General features: G+C 32.4%; 20 protein-coding genes, 1 tRNA gene, 2 rRNA genes and 1 riboswitch. Of the genes, 3 read left to right on the forward strand and 20 right to left on the reverse strand.

The genetic code is table 11. The features are described from left to right. Positions 1–10 precede the first annotated feature (10 nt). Positions 11–628, reverse strand: a complete 618-nt coding sequence (coaE, locus tag RBU61_RS11550; protein WP_308875586.1) for a dephospho-CoA kinase — start codon at positions 626–628, stop codon at positions 11–13. Continuing rightward, positions 615–3,284, reverse strand: coding sequence for a DNA polymerase I (gene polA, locus RBU61_RS11555; protein ID WP_308875587.1), 2,670 nt, complete (start codon positions 3,282–3,284; stop codon positions 615–617). The genes coaE and polA overlap by 14 nt, the downstream gene beginning before the upstream one ends. Before the next feature lie 126 nt (positions 3,285–3,410). On the opposite strand from polA, the gene RBU61_RS11560 reads away from it, so the two are divergent. Beyond that, positions 3,411–3,494: transfer RNA gene (locus RBU61_RS11560), tRNA-Leu, on the forward strand. A 733-nt stretch (positions 3,495–4,227) separates the two neighbouring features. Here RBU61_RS11560 and RBU61_RS11565 read toward each other — a convergent pair. The 4 genes from RBU61_RS11565 to RBU61_RS11580 form a co-directional block, all read right to left on the reverse strand. Then, positions 4,228–4,764 carry an AAA family ATPase gene (locus RBU61_RS11565; RefSeq protein WP_308875588.1) on the reverse strand — a complete coding sequence of 179 codons (537 nt, stop codon included), beginning with the start codon at positions 4,762–4,764 and terminating at the stop codon, positions 4,228–4,230. A gap of 638 nt (positions 4,765–5,402) precedes the next feature. Next, a complete protein-coding gene (locus RBU61_RS11570; protein WP_308875589.1) occupies positions 5,403–6,335 on the reverse strand; it encodes an alpha/beta hydrolase in 933 nt (310 codons plus the stop codon). 3 nt (positions 6,336–6,338) lie between these two features. Further along, on the reverse strand, positions 6,339–6,905 hold the full coding sequence (locus RBU61_RS11575; protein WP_308875591.1) for a hypothetical protein: 567 nt from the start codon (positions 6,903–6,905) through the stop codon (positions 6,339–6,341). A gap of 331 nt (positions 6,906–7,236) precedes the next feature. After that, positions 7,237–9,522, reverse strand: a complete 2,286-nt coding sequence (locus RBU61_RS11580; protein WP_308875592.1) for a S8 family serine peptidase — start codon at positions 9,520–9,522, stop codon at positions 7,237–7,239. A gap of 120 nt (positions 9,523–9,642) precedes the next feature. Further along, a riboswitch (cyclic di-GMP riboswitch) is annotated at positions 9,643–9,727 on the reverse strand. Positions 9,728–10,212: 485 nt separating this feature from the next. Between RBU61_RS11580 and RBU61_RS11585 the strand changes: the two genes are divergently transcribed. Continuing rightward, positions 10,213–10,389 carry an aspartyl-phosphate phosphatase Spo0E family protein gene (locus RBU61_RS11585; protein ID WP_308875593.1) on the forward strand — a complete coding sequence of 59 codons (177 nt, stop codon included), beginning with the start codon at positions 10,213–10,215 and terminating at the stop codon, positions 10,387–10,389. A 223-nt stretch (positions 10,390–10,612) separates the two neighbouring features. On the opposite strand, the gene RBU61_RS19590 is transcribed toward RBU61_RS11585, so the two are convergent. The 8 genes from RBU61_RS19590 to RBU61_RS11620 all read right to left on the reverse strand — a co-directional run bounded on the left by RBU61_RS19590 (position 10,613) and on the right by RBU61_RS11620 (position 16,614). Next, a complete protein-coding gene (locus RBU61_RS19590) occupies positions 10,613–10,717 on the reverse strand; it encodes a putative holin-like toxin (protein WP_374212524.1) in 105 nt (34 codons plus the stop codon). A 34-nt stretch (positions 10,718–10,751) separates the two neighbouring features. Further along, on the reverse strand, positions 10,752–11,222 hold the full coding sequence (locus tag RBU61_RS11590; RefSeq protein ID WP_308875594.1) for an HAD family hydrolase: 471 nt from the start codon (positions 11,220–11,222) through the stop codon (positions 10,752–10,754). Positions 11,223–11,242: 20 nt separating this feature from the next. Further along, complete coding sequence (locus RBU61_RS11595; RefSeq protein WP_308875595.1) at positions 11,243–11,986, reverse strand: phosphate ABC transporter ATP-binding protein; 744 nt, start codon at positions 11,984–11,986, stop codon at positions 11,243–11,245. Positions 11,987–11,989: 3 nt separating this feature from the next. Next, entirely contained in the window at positions 11,990–12,826 is an 837-nt protein-coding gene (locus RBU61_RS11600; RefSeq protein WP_308875596.1) for an ABC transporter permease subunit, read from the reverse strand. Positions 12,827–12,838: 12 nt separating this feature from the next. Continuing rightward, a complete protein-coding gene (pstC, locus tag RBU61_RS11605; protein ID WP_308875597.1) occupies positions 12,839–13,699 on the reverse strand; it encodes a phosphate ABC transporter permease subunit PstC in 861 nt (286 codons plus the stop codon). 40 nt (positions 13,700–13,739) lie between these two features. Further along, positions 13,740–14,642, reverse strand: a complete 903-nt coding sequence (locus RBU61_RS11610; protein WP_308875598.1) for a phosphate ABC transporter substrate-binding protein — start codon at positions 14,640–14,642, stop codon at positions 13,740–13,742. A gap of 141 nt (positions 14,643–14,783) precedes the next feature. Further along, positions 14,784–15,770 (reverse strand): D-cysteine desulfhydrase family protein, encoded by a 987-nt coding sequence (locus RBU61_RS11615; protein WP_308875599.1) that lies wholly within the window; start codon positions 15,768–15,770, stop codon positions 14,784–14,786. 121 nt (positions 15,771–15,891) lie between these two features. Continuing rightward, entirely contained in the window at positions 15,892–16,614 is a 723-nt protein-coding gene (locus RBU61_RS11620) for a rhodanese-like domain-containing protein (RefSeq protein ID WP_308875600.1), read from the reverse strand. Between the two features lie 279 nt (positions 16,615–16,893). Between RBU61_RS11620 and RBU61_RS11625 the strand changes: the two genes are divergently transcribed. Beyond that, positions 16,894–18,360, forward strand: coding sequence for a methyl-accepting chemotaxis protein (locus tag RBU61_RS11625; RefSeq protein ID WP_308875601.1), 1,467 nt, complete (start codon positions 16,894–16,896; stop codon positions 18,358–18,360). A 36-nt stretch (positions 18,361–18,396) separates the two neighbouring features. Here the strand turns inward: RBU61_RS11625 and RBU61_RS11630 are convergent, their stop codons facing one another. From RBU61_RS11630 to RBU61_RS11655, 6 genes are all read right to left on the reverse strand, one after another. Next, positions 18,397–19,563, reverse strand: coding sequence for a hypothetical protein (locus RBU61_RS11630; RefSeq protein ID WP_308875602.1), 1,167 nt, complete (start codon positions 19,561–19,563; stop codon positions 18,397–18,399). Between the two features lie 328 nt (positions 19,564–19,891). After that, complete coding sequence (locus RBU61_RS11635) at positions 19,892–20,884, reverse strand: lipoate--protein ligase (RefSeq protein WP_308875603.1); 993 nt, start codon at positions 20,882–20,884, stop codon at positions 19,892–19,894. 25 nt (positions 20,885–20,909) lie between these two features. Then, positions 20,910–22,541 carry an MBL fold metallo-hydrolase gene (locus RBU61_RS11640; protein WP_308875604.1) on the reverse strand — a complete coding sequence of 544 codons (1,632 nt, stop codon included), beginning with the start codon at positions 22,539–22,541 and terminating at the stop codon, positions 20,910–20,912. A gap of 31 nt (positions 22,542–22,572) precedes the next feature. Beyond that, a complete protein-coding gene (locus tag RBU61_RS11645) occupies positions 22,573–23,757 on the reverse strand; it encodes an FAD-dependent oxidoreductase (protein WP_308875607.1) in 1,185 nt (394 codons plus the stop codon). A gap of 109 nt (positions 23,758–23,866) precedes the next feature. Then, positions 23,867–23,983 (reverse strand): 5S ribosomal RNA (gene rrf, locus RBU61_RS11650). 24 nt (positions 23,984–24,007) lie between these two features. After that, positions 24,008–26,902, reverse strand: a 23S ribosomal RNA gene (locus RBU61_RS11655). Between the last annotated feature and the right edge of the window lie 53 nt (positions 26,903–26,955).

Raw genomic sequence — 26,955 nt, forward strand, 5'->3', positions numbered from 1 at the left:
CCCTCCAAGATTAGATTAATTTCCTTAGTAATTTATCTATCTGTTCTTCTAAAAGTCTCACATCTCCACTATTATCAATTGTCTTGGAAGATTTTGCTTTTTTTATTTCTATATCCATTTGTGATTCTATTTTTCTCAATGCTTCCTCTTTTGTAATCCTATCTCTTTTCATAAGTCTTTCTAGCTGAGTAGCTTTATCAAGATATACTACCCATATCTCATCAAATTTAATGTCATATTCCTTCCATAATCTATATTGTTCAAATAACAAAGGAATATCTAAAAATATAATAGAATTATCTTTACTAAACTCATCTATATTATCTTTAATTTCTTGAAAAATATAAGGATGAGTTATATTTTCCAGCCTTTCTCTAGCCAACTTATCTTTGAATATAATATTTCCCAGTTCTTTTCTATTTATAGATTTATTCTCTAGTAATATTTCTTCTCCAAACTCTTTAATTATTTTTATATATGCTGGTTTATTTATTTTCACAACTTCTCTGGCGACTTTATCTGCATCAATTAATGGATAACCTTTTTCTTTTATTATATTAGATATAGTAGATTTACCAGTGGATATTCCACCCGTTAATCCTATTAATATACAATTATTTTGTATCATACCAGCTATCACCTGTTTCTAAATCGACTATAAGAGGTACATCAAGACTTACACAACTTTCCATTATACCCTTCAGTAATTCCTTTACTTGTTCTGTTTCTTCTTTATCTGCTTCAATTATAAGCTCATCGTGAATCTGTAATATTAATCTTGATTTTAGATTTCTCTTTTTTAATTCACCATAGACTTTAACCATTGCCACTTTTATTATATCGGCAGCTGAACCTTGAATTGGAGTATTCATAGCTATACGCTCTCCAAAAGATTTGATATTGAAGTTTTTAGCTTTAAGCTCCGGGATATATCTTCTTCTATGGAGAATAGTTTCTACATAGCCATTTTCTTTGCCTGACTCAACTATATCTTCCATGTATTTCTTTACCATCTCATAATTTCTTAAATAATTATCGATATATTCCTTTGCTTCTTTTCTTGAAATATTTAAGTCTCTAGATAATCCAAAATCAGAAATTCCATATATTATTCCAAAGTTTACAGCCTTTGCATCACTTCTCATGGAAGATGTAATTTCATCCTTAGGTACATTAAATACTTCTGAAGCTGTTTTCGTATGAATGTCTTCATTAGTATTAAATGCTTCAATTAATTTAGGGTCTTTAGATATATGAGCTAATACCCTTAATTCAATTTGAGAATAATCTGCATCTACTAAAATATAATCCTTGTTCTCTACAACAAAAGCCTTTCTTATTTTTCTTCCATCATCAGTTCTTATAGGTATATTTTGTAGATTTGGTTCTGTACTGCTTATTCTTCCTGTTGTGGTTATTGTCTGATTAAAACTTGAATGGATTCTATCTGTATCTTTATTTAAAAGATTTAATAATCCATCTATATAGGTTGATTTTAATTTTACGATTTGTCTATATCTTAAAATCTTATTGATTATAGGATGTTGATCCTTTAATTTATCTAAAACTTCTGCATCTGTAGAATATCCTGTTTTAGTCTTCTTAATAATTGGTAAAGATAATTTATCAAATAAAATTTCTCCTAATTGTTTAGGTGAATTAATATTAAACTCTATATCTGCTAATTCATATATTTCACTGGTTAATGAATTAATCTCCCCATTGTATTCTTCTCCAAGTTTAATTAATTCTTTCTTATCTATTTTAAATCCATAGTATTCCATACTACCTAATACTTCAACTAAAGGTAATTCAACATTATAGTAAAGTTCTAGCATTTCCTGTTCTTCAATTATATTTTTCATACTATTTTCTACATTAAATACTGTATCCAATATAAAAGCTAAATAGTCGCATATTTCTTCCTTGCTTAACATATCGAAACTTTTCTTAGATTTTCCTTTACCTAGTAATGCTTCTTCATCCTTACCATAGTATCCTAAGTATTCTTTACTTATATTATTTATAGAATAAGAATTTTGAGATGGATTGATTAAATATGCACCTATCATAGAATCAAATACAATATTTTCTACCTCAATCCCTAATCTTTTTAAGATGACTATATCAGATTTTAAATCATAACCTATTTTTTCGATTGTTTTGTCTTCAAATATAGGCTTAAAGATATTGATAAACTCTTCTTGTTCTTTATCTAGATAAATAATATTAGTTGGTGAATTTTCTGTTTTAATACCCATAGCGATTATTTCATCTTCAATATAATTACTATTGGATATAATAAATTTAAATCCAACCTTATTTTCTTTTTTTATTCTATTAATTAGTTCTTCATAATCCGAATAATCTATTATATTATATACACAAGGAGAATATTTCTCTTCCTCCTGCAAATCTTCACCTGCTATCTTGCTAATTAAACTATTAAATTCAAGTTCCTCATAATGCTTTCTTAGGGCTTCCCAATTTGGCTCCTTTACCTTTAATTCTTCAATATTAATTTCCATAGGTACTGAAGTCATAATTTCCCCAAGTTTTCTACTTAAAAAAGCGAGATCCTTATTTTCAGTTAAGTTTTCTTTTAGTTTTTTTCCACTAATATTATCTATATTTTCATATACGCTTTCAATTGTACCATATTCTCTTAATAATTTTAGTCCTGTTTTCTCACCAATTCCTGGTACTCCTGGAATATTATCGGACTGATCCCCCATTAATCCCTTTAAATCAATAAGCTGTTCTGGAGTAATTCCATAGACTTCTATTATCTTATTTCTATTAAATTCCTCTATTTCTGTAATGCCTTTTCTAGTAATTAAAACTCTAGTATTATCTGTAGCTAACTGAAGGTAATCTTTATCTCCAGTTACTAAAGTAACATCCATTGAATTTTCCTCACCAAGTTTTGCCAATGTACCTGCTATGTCATCAGCCTCAAATCCTGAAAGCTCTAAATATTTAATATTCATGGCATCAAGTATTTCTCTGATAATAGGAAACTGTTGTACCAATTCCGAAGGTGTAGCCTGTCTATGACCCTTATACTGTTCATATTGTTCATGTCTAAAGGTAGGGCCTTTTTTGTCAAAGACTACACATATGTAGTCAGGATTAATTTCCTCTTCTACTTTATATAACATTGTTAAAAATCCATAAACCCCATTTGTATACAAGTTATTTTTATTGGACAATAAAGGCAAAGCATAAAATGCTCTATGTATTAAAGCACTTCCATCTATAATCATCAATTTTTTCTTATCCATTAGATCACTCCATTCTTTACTACATACTTTCTAGTATACCTCAAAACATAATTTCAGTAAACAAAAGGTAAAATAAAATATTGATTATTTTTTCATTTTATGCTATTATAATTTCATGATATATTTGCCGGTGTGATGGAATTGGCAGACGTAGTGGACTCAAAATCCACCGGTGGCAACACCGTGCCGGTTCGAATCCGGCCACCGGCATTGTAATTGATAAGTGAGTTTGGAAGGTTTTCTTCTAGGCTCATTTTTTATGTGATTTTGTATGCCTAAGATTATGAAACCTTACTAGCTCCAAATCCTTGTTATATAAAATGTCTTTAAATCTTTGACTTATATAGTCTGGTCTAACTGGTATCCCATTATCCCAAGTTGAGCTAGTAAGAAAACTAAATATTACTAGTCAATCACTATTACAATATGGACTTGGTAAAAGAACACCAGATATTGATACGATAAATAAACTTGCATTACATCCATAAAGAATGAAAAGAAGAATTTAATTAGGGAGCTAAAGAGGAAATGAGGTAGAAAGCCTAATAAGGAATTTTAATAATATCAGATATATGCCCTCTATTTCTATTCATTTCATCACCATTCCCCTTATTTAGACTACATTACATATGTCCTTATAAATTTTGTTAGTGTAAACCTATCTATATAATTAATAAATTTATACTCTGTATTACCAAGGATTTCATGTTTTTTTGCATAAAAAACAATGTTCTCCTTTTTTTGGTATAATTGAGCCTGCAAACAAACAAATACCCCAAAAGAAAAGTGTGTCATTGTGAACTCAGTTATATCATATTTAGTTTTATATCATCAATTTCTAATTTCAACTATTGGTGAATTAGTTATGTCTATTGTTAAAAATATTCCTTTAAATACTGATTGTAGGATTAATTAGCAAATATTTCAAATTCTGTTGCTATTATTAACAACTCTTTAAATATTCTAGAACGATTTCTACACGTTCTTGCACAGTATGGTTTCCTTCAATTCTTAATACTGGGCATTCCAAGTCCGCCATCCAATATTCATGTAGTGCCTTACTTCTTACGTTCATTTCCCCTGTATCATATAAAGAAGCCCATTCTAAAAATGTTTTTGATTGTTCATACAAAATGCCATTAGGTAATATCTTTTCACCATACCTTTCGTATTCTCTTTCCTTAAGTCTTTGTAATCTAACTTCACTTGGTACTGAAAGGAAAATAACCAAATCAAATAAAGGCTTTAATTTATCTCCCCAACCACAAACTGCACCAGTAAGAATCCATTGTTCATACAGTTTTAAATCATTTAATAACAGTTGGATCCTCAATTGTGGCTCTCGATGATATGTAAATTTCTCTAACCAAAAATAATCATCTCCGTCAAAAACATGATATGGAATATATAAAGAAAGTTCTTTCCCAAGGGTCGAAGCTCCCGAGCCTGAGGCGCCAAATATATGAATTCGCTTTTTCATTCTTTCCTCCTCATTTTCATCCAACCAAATAATTCGATTGGATAGGGTAGTCTTTATTATCTTTGCAATGATTTCATCTAACCTCTATATTCCCGAACCAAAGTTAGACAATATTTACTAATAACAGTTTCTCCCTCTATTCATCACTACATTCAATATTTCTTACCATATATACCATTCTACATAACTCTCAAAATTCCTCCTTTTTCTAGCTAATATTTACAAAATAAAAAAGACAAGTAAATCTAATTACTTATCTCGTAATAATACCTCTATTATATTCTCACTAGCGTGCTAAATAAAATGTCCTACGCAGCTTGATTTAGACCCTATATTTTACAATTTGTCTGTGGGTTAAGTTGTCTGCATAATATAGAAGCAATCTTCAGCGCTGTACTTCGGAAAGCCTATCCATAGCCGCATATAGTAGTTTTAAGTAAGCTTTTCAATGTTTTAAATTAGATAATAGTATTTATTCGGTGTCCCTGGATAAATACTTTATATATGACATAATAAAACATAGCTTTCTTCCTTACGTGCTGCCATGTTTTGAAAAATAACAAATTATAGATTTCGCTATTTCAATTTTTAAAAGTTAATGGCGGTCTTAACGTTTTGTTGGATAAGGTTAGCGTAAGTTATAGTATCGATGACAAAACTTCAGTAAATTTTGACGCTTCAGACCATTGGGGAAAATGACATGAGTTTTCAAACCAAACAAATTTTTTGGGAGTAAGAATTGTGTCAAGATAAGATTTTGCTACTTGAGATGAAACGTGATAATCATATTTACCTTCTATAAAAACAATTGGTACAGAAAATGATGTATCAGGCTCAAAATTTACTGCCATAAGTTCTTGCCAAAGTCTTTTTATGGATTGCATTGAACCTTTTTGTCTGTTAATCAAATCTATAAGCGAATATTCCTTCGAAAAAATAAAAGGCTTAACAAGCTTATAGTAGTTCTTTTCACCATATAAAGAACCACCATACTTCACAACTTGTCGGGTAACAAAAAGCAAATCTTCAAACCAATGTTCAGATGAATACGTACAGTCTATATTCTTTAATTTACCCAGAGTCTTTATATTATTTCTCTCAACACATTTATCAATTGCGTATTCATAAGCTATACGCGATGATTTTTCCATATTAACTACTTGACCGCAACCTATATATGTATGTATCAATTCAGGATATAGTTGAACAAATTTTAGACCAATTACACTTCCCCAAGAATGGCCAAGCAAATATACCTTATCTTGTTTATATTTATGCAAGAGAAATTCGACTATTTTGTGAATATCTTCAATAAAAAGTTGGATGTTTATGTCATCATCTTTTGAAAAACGGTAAAATGATTTCCCAGATCCACGCTGTTCCCAAACAGCTACTGTATAATAGTTCTCTAAAGAAGAATTGAATTTTTTAACCAAAGGTAATGCAGCATCGCCTGGTCCCCCATGCAAATACAATAAAACAGGTAATCGTATGTCACGTGAACAAACAGATAAAAACTGTTTCTTTCCATTGATTTCTATATAATCGGAAAAATCATTAATGCTAACCAATTGCTATCCCTCCTCTTTCACTGACAATATAAACCCCTTAAAAGAGTCTAAGATAATATGTTTAGCTTCTTCAATTTTTAATGAATCTATATTCGTAGCAATTACAGAAGCTATTCCATGGGATAACAACCACATTTTTTGATATACTCCTTGAGCTTCTTTACTATCTATTTGAAAATCCTTGGATACTTCATTTAGTATTTTTTTTATATCATCATCTGATAACATATCGCGAATCGTATTATCTGTAATCAAATTACTCATAAAAAGAACCTTGAATAGATTAGATTCATCTTTTGCAAAACTAATATATCGCATAGCAATTCCTAAATACGCAGGATAAATGTCATATGATTTGTGCAAGTACTCACTACAATACTTATTAATATATGAAATTGTATCTGTTTTTAATTCTTCCATATTTTCATAGATACGGAAGAGCGGTTTTGTTGAGCAACCCAATATTTGTGCCAAATTTCTTGCATTTAAGCTTTCTATACCATCTTTGTGTATCAATTGCAGTGCGGCAAACAAGACCTCATCTCTATTTACAATAGTTTTAGGTGGCATAAATTTTCTCCTTTCCATAGGTAACATACGTTGCGTAACATCCGTTTCTATTTTATCATTGAATGTTTGAACTGTCAATCACAATCAGCATTTTACCAATGAAATGTCTATTTTTAATATTCCACTAAATGGTAAGCACTTGCATATTTTCGAGATTTTCCCCTGCGCGAAAACTCAAAAATTGCTTGTGGGAGAGTGCCTTCCCCAAACCCTGTAACACCGGTCCAATTTAGCCCAATGAGTAAGACAATCATCAAATATCAATATATGCAAAATCACCCATCAATACTGATAGGTGATTTTGTGTGGGATAAAATTCCAGTACCTCTGCCTATATATCAACTGCTGGTGACTCAGTGATTGGTACTTCGATAATTGGTGATTCAATGATTGGCTCTAATATTGGCTCAGTTATTTCATCCTCTAATGTTGATTCATAGTCGCTATTTGGTATTAATCTAGCTGTAACATTTATAGTTTTTCCTGGTATGACTGTAACATTACCTGAAACAGTATTGTGTTCATGCCCTGATATCGAGATGGTTTGTACTCCTTCTTGTACATTATTTAATATGAAATATCCATAATCATCTGTATATGCATAAAGTGAGGTGCCATCAATATCTACCCTTGCATCTGAAACAGCTGCTCCTGTATTATAGTCTATTACTCTACCTGCTATTGTACCAGTTTGTACTGTTGCTGTATTTAGCACCATTGTACCATTGGCTGTTATTTCTTGATTCGCATTTATAGTTATATTATCTGATATAGGATTATATCCTGCAGCTGTTACTGTTACTGTATAAGACCCAGCAGGTATATTTGTTATAGTGTAATGGCCAGTGCTATTAGTTGTAGTATATAAGGATGTATTTTCTATTGTTATGCTCGCATCTGAAACAGCTTCTCCTGTATTATTGTTTATTATCCTACCTGTTAATGTGCTGGTTTTTATTGGTTGCAATGACTGTGATCTTGATACACTTTCTACTGCTCTAAGTGCATTCACTAGACCATATCCGTATCCCATATTAGGTGATGTTCGATATGTGGTATCTGTTAAAGGCGTAGCAGTGTTTTTAATTGTATTTTCTACTTGTATTACTGAAAGATTTGGATTTGCTTCTAACATCAATGCTGCCACTCCTGCAATATTAGGAGCTGCCATTGATGTACCACTCCAACCACTTTCATACCCATTAATTACTGATGAACGTATATTTACTCCTGGTGCTGATATATCCGGTTTTGGTATACTATTATCATAAGGTGAAGGTCCAAGCTTAGAAAAACTTCCCCTTCTGTTGGATGAATCTGTAGCTGCTACTGCAAAGCTTTCTGGATATGATGATGGTAAAGATATTGATCCTGGCCATGGAGCTGGTTCTCCCCTCAGTTGGTTTCCAGCAGCAAATACTGGAACAATTCCTGCCGCTCTCCATGCTCTTACTACTCCTCTAAACCAGTCATTGATTCCAGTACCGCCACCCCAGGAATTATTAATTATATCTGGTGCATTTGCAGCATTTCCACCTGGTTTAAGCATCCATTGTCCTGCTGATATTAATTGGTTTGCAGATCCTCCATTTGGTCCCAATCCTTTTGCAACTATAAATTTAGCTCCAGGTGCAACACCTATTGCGTTTTTACCTGATGGCTCCTGTCCTAATATAGTACCCATTACATGAGTACCATGTGGTAATTGTGAATCATCATATGGAGTTGTTCTTCCAGCATATGCATCATACCAGTTCCCATTATGATTTACTGCTCCAGTTGCTGGATTATACCCTCTGTATTTATTTTTCAAGGCTGGATGATTCCATGTTACCCCTGAATCAATCATACCTATTACAACTCCTGTACCATCAATCCCGTATGTGCTCCACACTTTATCAGCATTTACTATTTTTATATTCCACTCAATATCTGATGGTAATACAGCTTTAGGGGTAATATCACTTGCTCTCATGGTTTCTTGCATTTCTTCTCCAATAACTTCAAATTTACCTTCCTCAACTTCAATTTCTTCTGCTATATCTGTTTCTTCTTCTACTATCTCAATTATACCTTCAGGATCTCTAGTATAATCATTTAGGTATATCTTTTCATTAAAATAAACCTTTTCTACATCATTCATAAGTGCTATTTTATTAACTACATCCTGTGTAGCTTTTATATATATCATGTTGACTATATAATAGGACTCATATTCTTCTATATTACCATTTTTAGTTTCAGTTTCAATATATTGTAACAATCTATATTGTGTTCTTTCAACAATGCTTTCTAACTCATCAATGACTGCTTCTCTAGTCAATAATTTCATTTCGTCATTGTCAAGCTCTAAAGAATTTAACTGTAATCTTTCATCATTAGCTATTCTTTCTACATCAGCTTGTTCTCTTAATTTAACTAAAACTTCAACCTTATCTTCCCCAGAATCAAACCTATCAAATACTTCACTTGATATCTTATCCTTTAACAATTCTTGATTACTTTGATTTGTATCTAGGTTTTCAGCAAAGGATACAAATGAACTAAGCGTCAAAAGCATTGCTATCATCATAGATACAAAAGATTTACTTTTTCTTGATTTAAAAAAGGTTATCAATTTATATTCCCCCTAGTTTTTAAGATTTTAACTAAGAAACATCATAGAAGATTTAAGTTAATCAAATTACACCCCCTTTGGTTATGATAACGGTTCCCTCCTTTCTATTCCTTTTCCTAATCTGGTGGCTGGACTGTCATTGTATTTCACTTTAGACTCTAGGACTTTGCGTCTCAGCCTTCCAGGTTATTTGCTAATATTATTTACTCTATATTCTTATGTCAGATTACTGTGAATATTCTTTAAAGTATATCATATCTTCTAGAATATATAGATATGTTAATTAAAATCCTGTGATAAATTTAGTACATTTTATTTTAAATAATTAATTAAATAATAGTGCACTTCTCCTTTGTAAGGCAGATTCAAATATTAAATATGCTTCTATAAAAAATAAAGCAATTCCCTAGGTATTAATGTTGCATTAAAGAAGTAATTGCAAGTTGACATGGAAAAATTTATGTAATGAAAAAAAACCTTGCATTAAATTGTTTTTAACCAGAAAACAATGAAATGAGGTTCTTTTTTATGGATCAATATAATAATAAAACAGTTTTTAGTAAATTAATAGAAGTAATTATATGTAAACTTCTAATAAGTAAAAGTAACATGAACTTAATAGTCTTATTTTATTCCAACAGCATATTTATTTATTAATTAGCACATCCTATTATTCAGGAGGTGCTAATTTTGTCTGATATAAAAGATCTAATGAAAAATATAGACGAATTAAAGAAAAACTTAAACATTTTACTTGATAAGAAGGACTTTAATTTACAAGATGAAGAAATAATAAAAGCTAGTCAAGAATTAGATATTGCTATAAATAAGTATAATGAATTAATTATTAAGAATGTCAAAAAATAAAAAAACTAGAGATTTCTCCTAGTCACTTCTTCTATATCATTAAAATAGCTAATATAGATACTATTATGAATTAATTCTACATCAGTCAAATAATATTTGACTGAATGTTTACTTTACTATAATTTATGGTATAATATAAATAAGGTAATCGGATTCACATAAATGCGATTGCCACAAAAGAGACTATTTAATAACAATCACTCTGTAGGGCAATACAGGGTGATTATTTTTTTCCTTTATTATTATCCTTTGTAAGTATAACAACTAAGGAGATTAGTGATATAATAAGCATACCAAACGACATCATTAAAGAAATTGCTTGAAATATACTCTATCTGTCAACTACTTCTTTAATAACCTTCCTAGGTCCTAAGTGTTGCCTTCACCATGTTCTTATTAAGTAATATTCCTATTCCTTCCTCAATAGATCTAGCAACTATATCTGCTTTAGATAACAGTTTTCCACAAGCACCTTCTCCTTCTACTATTGCAATAGATAATATAGCCTCTTCAAACATTAAAATATCATTATATCCATTGCCTAGACATATGGTCTTATCGCCACCAAGATTTCTCACTATCTCTTTTTTTGACGTACCTACATTTTCTTTTGGAAAAGTTAGAACTTCAGCATCAATATGAATACATTCCTTTGCCACAGTTCCATAAGTATCAGCTGTTAATATATAGACCTTCGCATATTTTGCTAATTCATTTATTAACTCCTTCACTCCATCGATTAACTTTCCATTTACTGCAATTGTACCATTATAATCAAATACAATATTTTCAACTACTATATTATCTCTACCAGGTATTTCATATGATATCATTTATATTCCTCCTACTAAATCTATCCATATATTCCATCTAGATATTCTTTTGTTCGTTTATCCTTTGGATTGTAGAATATTTCATTTGTATGTCCATATTCTATAAGCTCTCCATCTAAAATAAATGCAACATAATCTGCTACTCTTTTTGCTTGAGATAAATTATGGGTTACTATTATTATTGTATACTCCTTAGAAAGCTCCAGTAACATTTCTTCAATAATTGCAGTATTTTTTATATCTAATGCTGAACAAGGCTCATCTAATAGTAATACTTCAGGTTCTACAGTCAAAGCTCTTGCTATGGAAAGTCTTTGTTGTTGTCCTCCTGATAATTTCATGGCTGACATATTTAATTCATTACTTACTTCTTCAAAAAGTCCTACCTTTTTTAAATTGCTTTCTACTAAGCTTCTTAATTTTTGTTTATCTCGTATTCCATAATATATAGGTGCATAAGTCATATTTTTATATATGGATAGGGGAAATGGTGTAGGTTTTTGAAATACCATACCTATCATTTTTCTTATTTCATCTTTATCATAATCTTTAATGTCCTTATCCTTGAAAATGATCTCTCCATTATATTTTCCATCATATTCCTCTAACATTAAATTAAGTGTTGTAAGAAATGTAGATTTTCCACATCCTGATGGCCCTATAATTGCCGTAATCTTATTTTTAATAAAGGGCATTGATAAATTTTTTAGTATTAACTTATTTCCATAACTTACATTTAAATTATTTACCTTTATTATTTCCATCTATTATCTATGCTCCTTTCTTCCTCTGCCTATAATCAATGATAGAATATTTATTAATAGTAATATTATAATAAGTACTGCAGCAGTTCCATAGGCGTTCTGAAGGGATATCCCCTCCCCTGTTAATATATAAAGATGAAATGGAAGAGCCATAACAGGTGAAAATATTGATTGAGGTATTGGTGCGAAAATCACAACCCCTGTTAATATTATTGGTGCTGTAGCTCCCATGGCAAATCCTCCTGCTAGAAGGATTGCCGAAATAATATCAGCTTTGCATATTGGTAAGATTAATCTGACAATAGTATAAAACTTTGAAATTCCTAAGGCATAGGAAGAATTGATTATACTAGGATTAACTTCATTTAATATCTTTTCTATCCTAACTTCAATATATGGAAATATCATAATTCCTAATGTTATGGCTGCGGTTAAAAGAGATCTATTAATTCTAAAGTATAGGATCAATAGAGTATATCCAAACATTCCTAATACTACAGAAGGTACACCAGCCATACACTGTATTATTAAATAAATCATCTCCCTTACCCTGCTAAGGCTACAGTAAAATACTGTATAAATAGCCGTTGAAATAGCTAAAATTGATGCAAAAACACATGATAAAGCCATCAATAATAAACTACCAATAATAGCAGGAAATATTCCACCTTCTACTCCTAATGGTATACCCTTTGGATTGCCAAAAATAAACTCTAAGTCTATAGAGCCCAATCCTTTCATTAAAATATATCCAAAAATAAATGCTATAATTGTAACTACCATTATGGCGCTGGCTATAATCCATAATTTAAATATCTTATCTTTAATTTTTTCCTTCATATATTTCAACCTTTATATCAATTTTCTTTTTATTATATATAAAATAACGTTAATAATTAACAAAATCATCATAAGTACAAATCCTGAAGCATAAAGACCATGATAATGGAGACTCCCTACTTCCGCCATTCCCATTTCAAGAGCAATTAATGAAGGTATCGTTTGACATTTGCCTAGCAATTTAGGCATTATAGGTGCATTACCTATTACCATCATTACAGCCATAGTCTCTCCCATACCTCTGCCTAATGCTAATACTATAGAAGCTAAAATACTCCTTTTACTATTAGGTAAAACTATATTTCGAATCATATAACCTTTAGAGACTCCTAAAGCATTTGAATATGCTGAATATTCGTTATACACCTTTTCCATAGATTCTTCACATGTGGAAATAATAAATGGCAGCATCATAATGGAAAGAACTATTCCTCCTGCTAATACTGACTCACCTGTAGGAAATTCAAACTTTATTTCTAAAAATTTTACAAGTACTAATAAACCAATAAATCCATAAATCACAGATGGTATGCCTGCTAATACATCTACTATACTTCTAATTATTCTTTTAACCTTTCCATTTGTATAACTAGATAAAACAATAGCATTACCTATACCAATAGGCAATGCTATAATAATTCCTATAATTGATACATATATAGTACCTAGTATTATAGGGAATATAGCCAATTTGTCAGCAGGTCCTAATGGATTCCACCTTTTGCCAAAGATAAAGTTAGTTATAGATACTTCTTTAAAAAATACTGTACTCTCCTTTAAAATAAAAAATATAATAAAAGAGAGTATTAATACAGAAAATAAAGTTAAAAAGCTTACTATTCCTTTAAAAATACTATTTTCTAATCTTTTCACTTAACCACCTCAAAAAATAGGGGCTTTATGGCCCCTAATTCTAGTTTGCTGGTACAAATCCCATTTTTTCAATAATTTGTGAACCTTCATCTGATAAAACAAAGTCCATAAATGCTTGCTGTTCTTGTGTTAACTCTCCTTTTTTTATTGCAATAAGAGGTCTTGATACCTTATATGATCCATTAACTATATTTTCTTCTGTTGGTTCTACTCCATCTACTTTCAAAGGTATAAGTTTTCCTTGATTTTGATTTACCATACCATATGAGGCATAACCAATAGCGTCTTTATTTTCAATAATTTTTGTAACTAAGGCACCCATTGATGGAGATTGAATAGCATCTTCTCTTACTTGTACATCTCCCATTATGCTTTTTTGAAATACTTCATGGGCTCCACCACCTAAGTCTCTAATAACAACTACAATTTCTTTATGCTCAAGGCTTTCATCTAAATCATCCCAATACTTGTATTCTCCTGAGAATATCTTCATGATTTCTTCAGTACTTAAACTATCCTTTAGTTTTACTAATGGATTTTCTGGATTTATAGAAATTGTTAAGGCATCTATACCTAAGACAAACTCCTTCATATCTCCTATCTTTTCTTTTTCCTCACTCTTTACTTCCCTAGCTAACATACCAAAATCACTAATTTCTTCTATTACTGATTTAGCTCCAGCACCTGAACCACCAGCCGATACATATATAGATATGTTTTCTTCTGGAAAGCTAGAATCTACATTGTTCCATGTAGTATTTGATTCAATAAAATCTGTTGCTATAGCTGATATTACAGGTGCCAAAGTAGATGAACCGTTAAAGGTCATTTGTGCTTTAAATGTACTATCCTCTAATGTTGAACTAACTCCACTATCTCCACATCCAACTAGAGATACAAAGAGCAGTATTGTAATTAATAAAAATGCAATTTTCTTTTTCATAATACCCTCCTATGATTGTTATATTAATAATTTCCTTAATAAAGTTTATATCTCAGAGAGGGTATTGTCCAATTAATTCCATCTATGAGGTGATTTACCATTATAGATAAATTTGATAACATCTTAACATATTATATAACCTTACTGATTTACCATACTTCTTGCAACACTATTCCATCCAAATATACCCCCTGTATGAATGAATAATATGTTTTTATGTTTATCAAATGTTCCCTTCTTCACCTCTTCTACTAGACCATACATTGCTTTTCCAGTATATACAGGGTCTAAGATTATACCTTCTAATTTTGCCAATTTATGAATAAATTCTATTTCATTTTCCTTACTTAAGGCATATCCATTTCCAATATATCCATCTAAAATATCTATGTCTTTTTTATCTATATGAATTTCCTCTCCCGTATATATGGATATTCCTTTAAATAACTTTAGTACTATATCCTTAAAGTATTCAGCATCATCACAAATATTTATTCCATAAACTCTTGCATCATTATCCTTTATATAATTAGCATAGTATAATCCTGCATAAGTACCACCTGAACCTATGGTAGTTACAATAGCATCAAACTTTATGTCTAGTTCCTTTTCCTGCTGCAATATTTCTTCCATAGCTTCACAATACCCTAAAGATCCTACTCCGTTAGAAGCTCCCATAGGAATTATATATGGCTTATATCCTTCTTTTATTAGGTCCTCTTTTATATTTTCCATAATATTTTCTACATTAGAATTAAATTCTTCTGGAGCGACTAATTTAATTTTGGCTCCCAACATTTTATCTAAAAAATAATTTCCTTCAACTTCACCATTTTCATTACCTCTTAGAGCAAGGTATACCTCCATACCTAATTTCCTAGCTACCGCTGCCGTTGCTCTAGCATGATTTGATTGTATACCACCACAAGTAATTAAGTAATTGCAGCCATTATTTATTGCTTCTTTAACTGCATATTCTAATTTTCTAATTTTATTTCCAGATATTTCAGTTCCTGTTTGATCATCTCTTTTTATATAAATTTCCTTGCCTAACTCCTCACTTAGTCGCCCTAATTTCTCAATTTTAGTTGGTAAATTTGCAAAACTAATCTTTTCCGGTAATCTCATTAAAATCCCTCCAATATATACTATAAAGTAAAAGTCTTTCCAATATTATAGTATCAGATGGTACTAATCCTTTCAATTAAAAAACTGTCTAAGAATGATCCAAGACAGTTTTTTATCTTAATTATTTTACTAGGGTAAAGTCAAATTCTTTTACACCTTCTATTGCATTTACTACATTTTCATATCCTAGACCTTCTAATTCTTGTGCAACCTCTGCACTTTTAGTACCAGTATTACAGTATAATGCTATAGTTTTGTCTTTAGGTAATTTATCAAGATTTGATTCTATAGCATCAAATGGAATATTAATAGCTCCTTCAATCATTCCTTCTTCCCCTACTTGTTTTTCTGGCCTAACGTCTACTAATACTATATCTTTATCTTCATCTATAAGATTTTGGAAAGCTGCCCCTCTTATATCATCATAATGAACTAAATCATATTCAAACTCTTTTACTCCTGCTCCATTAGTTACATTTGTAAATCCATTCTTAACTAAGATTTCTGCAACATCTCCACTTTTTTTACCTGAATTACAATAAGTTATTATTGGAAATTCTTTTAAATCTTCAATTTCAGCAATTCTATCTTCGAAACCATCTACATTCATGTTTATAGCATTTGGAATATGTCCTGCTTTGTATTCTTCAGGAGAACGTACATCTATGATTAGAACCTTGTCTTTATCTTTTCCTGAATTTTGCTTTACAAGTTCTTCCCCTGTCATAGATTTTATTAATCCAGAGTCCGAGCTGGTTGGATTTTTTCCACAGGCAACAGTTAATATCATAGCTAATGTCATTATTGCAATTAATGTAATAAATTTAAATCTTTTGTTATTCATCTATTTTCCTCCTATTTCAAATTAATATTAATTTAACCTTATTAAGTGTAACATCCTTAATTTCTCACTTCAATACATATAAACAATTTTTATTTATTAAATCTAACTATAGATTTACTTAATTGAATAAAAACATAGACTTTTCTAGATTTTAATTATATATTATTTATATGACAATTTTTAACAAACAATATTTAGTATTATAATTTATATTATATATTCACTAAAGAATTTAATATTAAATATTTCTTTTTACAATAAATTTAAGAGGTGATTTTTTTGTTTAAGAAATTTACTAAACCTCCATGTGAAGAAGCTTCATGCATAGTTAGGTATGTTGAAGATTCACTAAATGGAATAGTTGTAGATAAACCCAATGTTAAGTATCCTATTCATATTCAAGTATTCGAACACTTCCAAAAATTACTTGATAATGAGAATAATATGGCAGATTCCACTAAAGAAATACTTCATATACTTACTTCCTTAAGTAGCTTTGATGTGGGTATGACTCATATTTCAAATCAATTAACAGGATTTGCACATGAAATGGCAATTTTAAGTGAGTCTAATTTGGCAATGGTAGAAGAAACAACTGCTAGTATGAGCCAAGTAAATGAATCTATTATAAGCACTTCTGAGACTTTAGACAATTTATCTGCTGAATCTGAATCTTTAGCATCTAAAAATGATCATAGCATGAGTATCCTTAAAGAAGTTCAGGTTTTAAAAGATAATGTTATAAACGATACTGGAGTTATGAGTGACAAAATACATCAATTAGTTAATCTAGCCACGGAAGTAGGTAAAATAGTAGATAGTGTACAATCTATAGCTGAACAGACCAATTTATTAGCATTAAATGCAGCTATAGAGGCTGCTAGAGCTGGTGAGCATGGAAGAGGCTTTGCAGTTGTAGCCGATGAAATTAGAAAGTTAGCTGATAATACGAAGGAAGAACTTGATGGGATGAGGGATTTTGTAAATAATATACACGAAGCTACTTATGAAGGAAATGAGAGTCTAACTCGTACCTTAAAATCTACAGAAGAAATGAGTAGTAAAATAGAACTTGTCTACGATACCGTTAGTGCCAATGTAGACATGCTAAAAACTGTGACAATAGATGTTGATAATATTCATGAATCTATGGAAAGCGTAAAATTTGCAGCAGACGAGATTAATCAAGCAATGGAAGCCTCTACTGCTGACTCTGAAAAGCTTACTCATATGACCCACAGTATTCACAATGATGCCATGGAAACTGTAAATTTTGCAGGACAACTTTCACAAATCGATGACCAGCTTTCTACCATTGTGTCTACAATGTTTCAGGGGTTAAAGGGTGGAGCCCATGGACTTACAAATAAGGAGATACAGGACATTATAAAAAATGCTAAGGTTGCCCATTTAAAGTGGATGGAAGGTCTTAACAAAATCGTAACAGAGATGCGTATATATCCTTTACAAACTAACTCAAAGAAATGTGCCTTTGGACATTTCTATCATTCAATTGAAATAGATCATTCTGAAATTAAGAATGAATGGGAAACAATAGATAGCATCCACCATAACTTTCATAGTATGGGGGATAAGGTAATTGCTGCTGTAAAGGGAAATGATGAAACAAAAGCAAAAAAGTTATATCTTGAGGCAGAGGATCTTTCAGATCAAATGATAAACTTATTAAACCAAATTGATTATAAAATAACTGAATTAAACAAGATAAATTCATCTATATTTTAAAATAAGAAATCCGAATATATATTCGGATTTCTTATTTTAATATCTTAGAACTGCTACTATGCTTTTTCCATCAGGTACTTTATCTTCATCTAATATATATACAGTCCCACCTCTTGATATAGTTAATGTTGCCACTCGCTCCATTAAATCTTCATTTTCTGTTCTTTGTTCTTCATGGAACTCTATTTTATTAGTTTCTGGATCAAAACTTCCCCATCGACTTACTCCCTTAGCAATAAATAGAGTTTCTACTTGACCATTATAAGCTTGAAACAATATTTTCTTTAGTGAATTAGAAAAAAGATTGTTTTTTTGACCTGAATACTGTCTGTATTTATCTTCTGCTAATTCTTGTATCTTTAAAAATTTAGGCTCTATAATACTCCAAGCCATTTTTTGCAAATCATCTCCGTACAATATCTCAGGATTACCTTTTATAAATTCATCTACTATATTTGGATAGTTACTTATTTCCTTATATATAGGAATCAGATACTCTACTCCTGCTAATATTAAAGGTATCTCATCTCCTTTATATAATTTATTTAAAGATTCGTCTATTGCTCTGAAATATCTAATAAGCTCATTTCTTTCAAAGTCATTTTCGTTTCCCTGTCCTTGGGTTACACTATTATATACTAATTCATTGGTGCCACCTTTGGGGTTTGCAGTTTTAATCGTTAAGTTAGTTCTCGGATCATTATCCACTTGCATATCATGAATACTCCTTGGTGCTTCTTCCATCCTAATTTCTTTAACCATTTGTCTTGAAGCTTTAAATAATCGCATTTCATTTTTACTTAAAGCTAATATCAGATATTGTCCGTCTCCTGTAAAAAGAGGAAATAATGGCTTTGTATAAAATTTATTGGATACTATTGTCTGTTCTTCTACTTCAAATGGAAGATGATAATAATTCATATTTTCTGAAGTTAAGAATATAGCTAAACCCTCAGTTTGATTTTGCCAAAAGACTGTTTCATCTATTAAATTACTTGCAGACGTTAAAATATGTTTAACTTCAGATTTATCTAGTCCCATCTTAAATAATTTATCTTCTGCTTCTCTTATTCTTTGCTTTAGTCGTATTGGGTTTTGCTTAATATCTGCTCCCATACGAAAAGTAGGAAAATACATTGATACACATAACTCTTCTTCTTTATTTATTAAATCTTCTAATTTTTTTCTAGTTAGTATATTCATTGCAACCTCCCATGAAAAATTATTTGGTTTTAAAAAATTATTATCATTTTTAATTTGCCCATTATATCGTTCATTATGTTATGGTTTCTTTAGGTTAAAAGTTTATATATTGAAAAACCTCCAAATGTATGTTAGCCATTTGGAGGTTTTTGGAATTTTTTTACAATTTAAACATTAGCTAAATGACAAGAGACTTAATGGTCATTTAGATTCTGAAGTATTGATTCATTTGACCTACATATATCCATATATTCAGTACAGCAAATATAACTTTCCTAGTGATTATAAAAAACCTTAATTTTTTTAAAACATTTAAGGTTTTTTAATTTTATTGAAACAGTAATTCTATAAATTCTTCTTCAGTAATATTACCAAAATATTTTTGTAAAGGCTCACTTTCTATGGCCTTTGTTACTTCTTTTTTATCGTATCTTACTCCGTTTAATTTGTCCTGAAGTAAACTTACATCTTCTACCCCGAAGAAATCACCATATATCTTTGTATCTGCTATTAATCCATTTATTACATTAAATCTAATATCAATACTTCCAAAGGGGAATCTTTTATAATTCTTGTAATTTGATTTTGGTGATTCTCCATAGTTCCATTCCCAAGTAGAATATTTTTCTTCAAACATTTTTTGGATGTTATCTAGATCTTCTTGAGTTAGTTTATATTCTTCTGGTTCTAATCCTTCCATTTCAAATATGTTCTTTAGTAATATTTCTTTAAATTTAGCCATATCTATATCTTCTTCTAAATAAGATTTTATATTTGTAACTCTACTTTTTACTGATTTTACTCCCTTAGATTCAATTTTATCCTGTTTTACATTTAAAGCTTTTGATAATACGTCTAGCTCTGTATCAAACAATAGTGTCCCATGGTTTAAAACTCTCTTTTTCCATACTGATTGAGCAATACCTGAGAATTTTTTTCCATCTATGGTCATATCGTTTCTACCAGATAATTCGCATTTAATACCTAGTTTTTCTAAGGATTTAACTATTGGTATATTATATTTTTTAAAATCAATTTTTTCAGGACCAGCAGACATACTAATTATACTAAAATTAAGGTTACCAAGGTCATGGTATACTGCTCCACCACCAGTTACTCTTCTAACTACCCTTATTCCATTTTCCTCTATATAATCTTGGTTTACTTCTTCAATTGTATTTTGATTTTTTCCTACAATAATGGCAGGACCATTTATCCAAAGTATTACATAATCTTCCTTTAAATCTAAGCTTTTAAAACAATATTCCTCAAAAGCTAAATTGTATCGTGGGTCATTTGAATTGTTTACTAAGTATTTCATATATTCCTCCTATTGTTCATAATTTTCATTTTCCTATAATAATGTTTAATTCCATCAATGTATGTTGCAACTCTATTAATTGATTTTTAATTTCATCATAATTAGCAGCCAATACCTTATCGTCTACTAACCTTCCTGATTTATCTATTAGTGCCTCAAATTGATTATATGCTGTTTTAAACTCATTTTCAATATCTTCTTTTAGCATAATAGGGGTTAACTTTTCTTTTTTAGTTAGTTCTACATCATCCTTAGCTATATTGAAGCTATCTCCAATATTAGGAATTATAGTTTCAACTCTGTATAAATGTGTAATAAGAGTTGAAAGTTGTGTAGCTGCTTCTTCCTCACCATGAACAATAAATATCTTCTTAGGTTTAATTTGAAAATTATTTAGCCAATCAAGTAATGCCTTTTGGTCTGCGTGACCTGAAAATCCTTCTAAGTCATAAATTTCAGCCTTGACATCGATTTCCTCTCCAAGTATTTTTACTTTTTTCTTACCATCTAGAAGTATTCTTCCTAGGGTTCCCTGAGCTTGATATCCAACAAAGACTAAGCTATTTCTATTGTCCCACAGATTATGTTTTAAATGATGTCTTATTCTTCCTGCTGTAGCCATTCCACTTGATGATATTATAACCTTTGGAAATTCAAATTTGTTTAATGCCATAGACTCTTCTTGAGTTTTTACATATCTCAAATTTTTAAATTCAAAAGGATTATCTCCACGTAATATAAGTTCTCTTGCTTCTTCATTAAAGCTGCTTGAGTTTCTCTTAAAAGCTTCAGTAGCTTCCACTGCCATTGGGCTATCAATGTAAATAGGAATTTTCATATATTCTTCTACATCAGAATTATATTCATAATATTTATTTAGTTGATATATTAACTCTTGAGTCCTCCCTACTGCAAAGGATGGAATAATGACAGTACCACCTCTTAATACAGTTTTATTGATGATATCTATTAGATTTTGAGTACTTTCACTATAGCTATCGTGAACTTTATTTCCATAGGTAGACTCTATAATTAAATAGTCTGCCTCATCTATATAATCAGGATTATTAATAATAGGCCTATTTGGCATCCCTAAATCTCCAGAGAAAACTATCTTTTCTTCATCCTTGCTTTCCTTTATCCATAATTCTAATATGGCAGATCCTAATATATGTCCAGCATCCTTGAATCTAATTTGAATACTATCATTGATTTTTATTCTTTGGTCTATGAAATAAGGCTCAAAATACTTTAAACTATTTTCTGCATCTCTCATGGTATATAAAGGTTCAATAGTTTTTTTTCCTGCTCTTTGTCTCTTTCTATTTTCCCATTCTATATCTGATTCCTGTATCTTTGCACTATCTTTTAACATTATCTTACATAAGTCATAGGTTGCATTTGTAGTAATTATTCTACCCCTAAAGCCTTCTTTTACTAACTTGGGAATTCTTCCACTATGATCTATATGGGCATGAGTTAAAATTAGAAAATCTATATCATTTGGATTATATGGAAAATTATCATAGTTTAATCTTTCCATTTCTTCGTTTCCTTGAAACATTCCACAGTCAACTAATATATTGTATTTTTCAGTTTTTACGAGGTAATTAGAACCTGTAACCATTTTTGCCGCACCAAAGAATTGAATATCCATATTTATACCTCCAATTTCATGGTCTTAGAAACTATATAAATCTGCTATCTCCTTTAATATATTCATCTATTCTCATATTTGATATTACTGCATTCCTAAGAGCATTTATTTCTTTCAAATCACCAAAGAGAATTACTCCAACTATCTTTTTATCTTTAGTGAATATCTTATGGTGTATATCCATTTCTTCATCTTTATATTCATATGTTTTATCAAAATCATTTATAATCCCTGCGGAGAAAAGCTTAATATCTCCTATCTGTAAAGTAGTGAATATTTTTGGTTGATTATATTTTAAATCTTTTCCTGTCATATTTGCACCTGCTATTTTTCCTTGTTCATTTCCAGCAGTCCATAATCCAAGTACCATACCATCTATTTCAACTACATCTCCTGCGGCATAAATATTTTCTATATTAGTCTTTAAATCCTTCCCTACCTTTATGCCTTTATCATATTCTATATTAGTATCATTAACTATATCTAGATTTGGTCTAATTCCTGAAGACACTAGAATAGCATGAGACTCAATTTTCCTTCCATCCTTTAACCTTATTCCACTAACCTTTTCTTCACCAAGGATTTCTTCCGCCTGTGAATCAAGATATAGTTTAAAACCATTATCTAACAATTTCTTCTTTAATTTATCTGCTATTTCTTTGTCTAATTGCCTAGGCAATAAATATGGAGCAAATTCAATTATATTTACTTCTTTCCCTAATTGTTTTAATGACCAAGCTGCTTCAAGACCTAGAAGTCCACCACCTATTACTGATACATCCTTCAAAGGCTTTAAATATTCTTTCATTTCATGTAAGTCCCTTAGTGTTCTTAAGGCAAATATACCTTCTTTATACTTTCCATTTATAGGTGGTACGAAAGGTCTACTACCTGTTGCTATAAGTAGTTTATCATATCCTATCTCCTGACCATCATCTAATCTTATTTTATTATTATTTATATCTATGTTTTCTACGATTTTACTGAGAATAACTTCTATATCTTTTTCCTTATACCAAGTCTCTTTGCTAACTAGCAATTCTTCATCAGCAAAATCCTTTGATATATATTCTGTTAACTTTACTCTATAATAAGTATTTATCCCTTCACTACTAACCATTGTAATAGTACTATCTAAATCATTATTTCTTATTTCTTTTGCAGCTGCAAGTCCTGCTATTCCATTACCTATAATCAAATATTTAACATTTCTCATTACTTCCACTCCTTTTTATAAGCTACCTTCGTATTTATTACCCAACTTATAAAAAAATAAGCATAAAAAAACCTGTTAGAATATTCTAACAGGTTTTTTACTTATGTAAGCCTGGCAACTTCCTACTCTCCCAGGTCGTTTCCAACCAAGTACCATCGGCGTTAAGATGCTTAACTTCTGTGTTCGGTATGGGTACAGGTGTGTCCATCTTGCTATCGTCACCAGACGAAAACTATCAATTGCAATATTTTAGGTCAAGTCCTCGACTTATTAGTATCTCTTAGCTTAAAGTATTACTACTCTTACACCTGAGACCTATCTACCAAGTGGTCTTCTTGGAGTCTTAACTTTTAAAGTGGGAAATCTTATCTTGAGGGGGGCTTCGTGCTTAGATGCCTTCAGCACTTATCCCTTCCAGACATAGCTACTCAGCTGTGCCATTGGCATGACAACTGATACACCAGCGGTCTGTCCATCCCGGTCCTCTCGTACTAAGGACAGCTCCTCTCAAATTTCCTACGCCCACGACGGATAGGGACCGAACTGTCTCACGACGTTCTGAACCCAGCTCGCGTGCCTCTTTAATGGGCGAACAGCCCAACCCTTGGGACCTACTCCAGCCCCAGGATGAGACGAGCCGACATCGAGGTGCCAAACCTCCCCGTCGATGTGGACTCTTGGGGGAGATAAGCCTGTTATCCCCGGGGTAGCTTTTATCCGTTGAGCGATGGCCCTTCCACTCGGAACCACCGGATCACTAAGTCCAACTTTCGTTTCTGCTCCACTTGTTGGTGTCGCAGTTAAGCTCCCTTTGCCTTTACACTCTTCGCACGATTTCCGACCGTGCTGAGGGAACCTTTGAGCGCCTCCGTTACTCTTTAGGAGGCGACCGCCCCAGTCAAACTGCCCAACTGACAGTGTCCCTATACCAGTTTCATGGTATCAGGTTAGAATTTCAGCATTACAAGAGTGGTATCCCAAGGTTGACTCCACCAAAGCTGGCGCCCTGGCTTCAAAGTCTCCCACCTATCCTGTACATGCAATGCCGAAATCCAATGTCAGCCTGCAGTAAAGCTCCACGGGGTCTTTCCGTCCTGTCGCGGGTAATACGCATCTTCACGTATACTACAATTTCACCGGATCCATTGTTGAGACAGTGCCCAAATCGTTACACCTTTCGTGCGGGTCGGAACTTACCCGACAAGGAATTTCGCTACCTTAGGACCGTTATAGTTACGGCCGCCGTTTACTGGGGCTTAAGTTCTAGCCTTCGCTTACGCTAAGCCTTCCCCTTAACCTTCCAGCACCGGGCAGGTGTCAGCACCTATACTTCGTCTTTCGACTTAGCAGATACTTGTGTTTTTGGTAAACAGTCGCTTGGGCCTATTCACTGCGGCCAGGTTTCCCTGGCACCCCTTCTCCCTAAGTTACGGGGCTATTTTGCCGAGTTCCTTAACAATGGTTCTTCCGCTCGTCTTAGGATTCTCTCCTCGCCTACCTGTGTCGGTTTGCGGTACGGGTAGTTACTTGCTCGATAGAAGCTTTTCTTGGCAGTGTGGAGTCAGCTACTTCTCTACTTGTTTTTCGATCCCCATCACATTTCAGAATTATGAGTACGGATTTGCCTATACTCACTTCCTTTATGCTTAGACGTGCTCAACCAACGGCACGCTTAGCCTATCCTCCTGCGTCACTCCATTTCTCAAACGCTTATAACTAGTACAGGAATTTCAACCTGTTGTCCATCGCCTACGCTTTTCAGCCTTGGCTTAGGTCCCGACTTACCCTGAGTGGACGAACCTTCCTCAGGAAACCTTAGGCTTTCGACGGGTGAGATTCTCACTCACCTTTCGCTACTTATGCCAGCATTCTCTCTTGTGTGCAGTCCAGCACTCCTTACGGTATACCTTCTACCCACACACAATGCTCCTCTACCGATTCTTACGAATCCCACAGCTTCGGTACCAGATTTAAGCCCCGGAAATCTTCGGCGCAAGGTCTCTCGACCAGTGAGCTATTACGCACTCTTTAAATGTATGGCTGCTTCTAAGCCAACATCCTGGTTGTCTGTGAAACCTCACATCCTTTACCACTTAATCTGGATTTAGGGACCTTAGCTGGTGATCTGGGCTCTTTCCCTTTCGACTATGAAGCTTATCCCACATAGTCTGACTCCCAAGGTTATGAGTATGGCATTCGGAGTTTGATAGGTTTTGGTAACGCTATGCGCCCCTAGACCATTCAGTGCTCTACCTCCATATCACTTTTCCTTGAGGCTAGCCCTAAAGCTATTTCGAGGAGAACCAGCTATCTCCGAGTTCGATTGGCTTTTCACCCCTATCCACAGGTCATCCCATAGCTTTTAAACGCTAACGGGTTCGAGCCTCCATTGAATTTTACTTCAACTTCACTCTGCCCATGGATAGGTCACCCGGTTTCGGGTCTATGGCAGGGAACTTAGTCGCCCTATTAAGACTTGGTTTCCCTACGGCTCCTGACCTTAAGTCATTAACCTTGCTCACTACCATAACTCGCTGGCCCGTTCTACAAAAAGTACGTGGTTACACGAATAATGTGCTTCCACTGCTTGTAGGCGTAGGGTTTCAGATTCTATTTCACTCCCCTTCCGGGGTTCTTTTCACCTTTCCCTCACGGTACTATTTCTCTATCGGTCACCAAGGAGTATTTAGCCTTGGGAGGTGGTCCTCCCTACTTCCCACAGGATTTCACGTGTCCCGTGGTACTCTGGATACCAGCTGGTAAACTCTTCTTTCATATACCGGACTATCACCGTCTATGGTGGGATTTTCCAATCCTCTTCTATTAGATTCATTATTCCATTATGCTGGTCCTTAACCCCAGATAAATCTGGTTTGGGCTCTTTCCCGTTCGCTCGCCGCTACTTAGGAAATCGATTTTTCTTTCTTCTCCTCAGGGTACTTAGATGTTTCAGTTCCCCTGGTCTTCCTTCATACACCTATGTATTCAGTATATGATACTTGAGGGTTGCTCAAGTAGGTTTCCCCATTCGGAAATCTCCGGATCACAGTCTATTTGCGACTCCCCGAAGCATATCGGTGCTTATCCCGTCCTTCATCGGCTCTTGGTGCCAAGGCATTCGCCCTACGCCCTTAATAACTTGACCTAAATTACTTATTCATATTGCAATTTGTAGTTTTCAATGTTCAGTGTGAACTA

The sequence above is a fragment of the Tissierella sp. MB52-C2 genome, from assembly GCF_030931715.1.
GTDB lineage: Bacteria > Bacillota > Clostridia > Tissierellales > Tissierellaceae > Tissierella.

Bases quoted from the DNA above. Each gene is read 5' to 3' on its own strand.
- polA (WP_308875587.1), bottom strand. From the start codon at position 3,284: ATGGATAAGAAAAAATTGATGATTATAGATGGAAGTGCTTTAATACAT.
- RBU61_RS11610 (WP_308875598.1), bottom strand. From the start codon at position 14,642: ATGAAAAAGAAAATTGCATTTTTATTAATTACAATACTGCTCTTTGTA.
- RBU61_RS11645 (WP_308875607.1), bottom strand. From the start codon at position 23,757: ATGAGAAATGTTAAATATTTGATTATAGGTAATGGAATAGCAGGACTT.
- coaE (WP_308875586.1), bottom strand. From the start codon at position 628: ATGATACAAAATAATTGTATATTAATAGGATTAACGGGTGGAATATCC.
- RBU61_RS11595 (WP_308875595.1), bottom strand. From the start codon at position 11,986: ATGGAAATAATAAAGGTAAATAATTTAAATGTAAGTTATGGAAATAAG.
- RBU61_RS11635 (WP_308875603.1), bottom strand. From the start codon at position 20,884: ATGAAATACTTAGTAAACAATTCAAATGACCCACGATACAATTTAGCT.
- RBU61_RS11615 (WP_308875599.1), bottom strand. From the start codon at position 15,770: ATGAGATTACCGGAAAAGATTAGTTTTGCAAATTTACCAACTAAAATT.
- RBU61_RS11600 (WP_308875596.1), bottom strand. From the start codon at position 12,826: ATGAAGGAAAAAATTAAAGATAAGATATTTAAATTATGGATTATAGCC.
- RBU61_RS11575 (WP_308875591.1), bottom strand. From the start codon at position 6,905: ATGCCACCTAAAACTATTGTAAATAGAGATGAGGTCTTGTTTGCCGCA.
- RBU61_RS11620 (WP_308875600.1), bottom strand. From the start codon at position 16,614: ATGAATAACAAAAGATTTAAATTTATTACATTAATTGCAATAATGACA.
- RBU61_RS11630 (WP_308875602.1), bottom strand. From the start codon at position 19,563: ATGAATATACTAACTAGAAAAAAATTAGAAGATTTAATAAATAAAGAA.
- RBU61_RS11640 (WP_308875604.1), bottom strand. From the start codon at position 22,541: ATGGATATTCAATTCTTTGGTGCGGCAAAAATGGTTACAGGTTCTAAT.
- RBU61_RS11565 (WP_308875588.1), bottom strand. From the start codon at position 4,764: ATGAAAAAGCGAATTCATATATTTGGCGCCTCAGGCTCGGGAGCTTCG.
- RBU61_RS11590 (WP_308875594.1), bottom strand. From the start codon at position 11,222: ATGATATCATATGAAATACCTGGTAGAGATAATATAGTAGTTGAAAAT.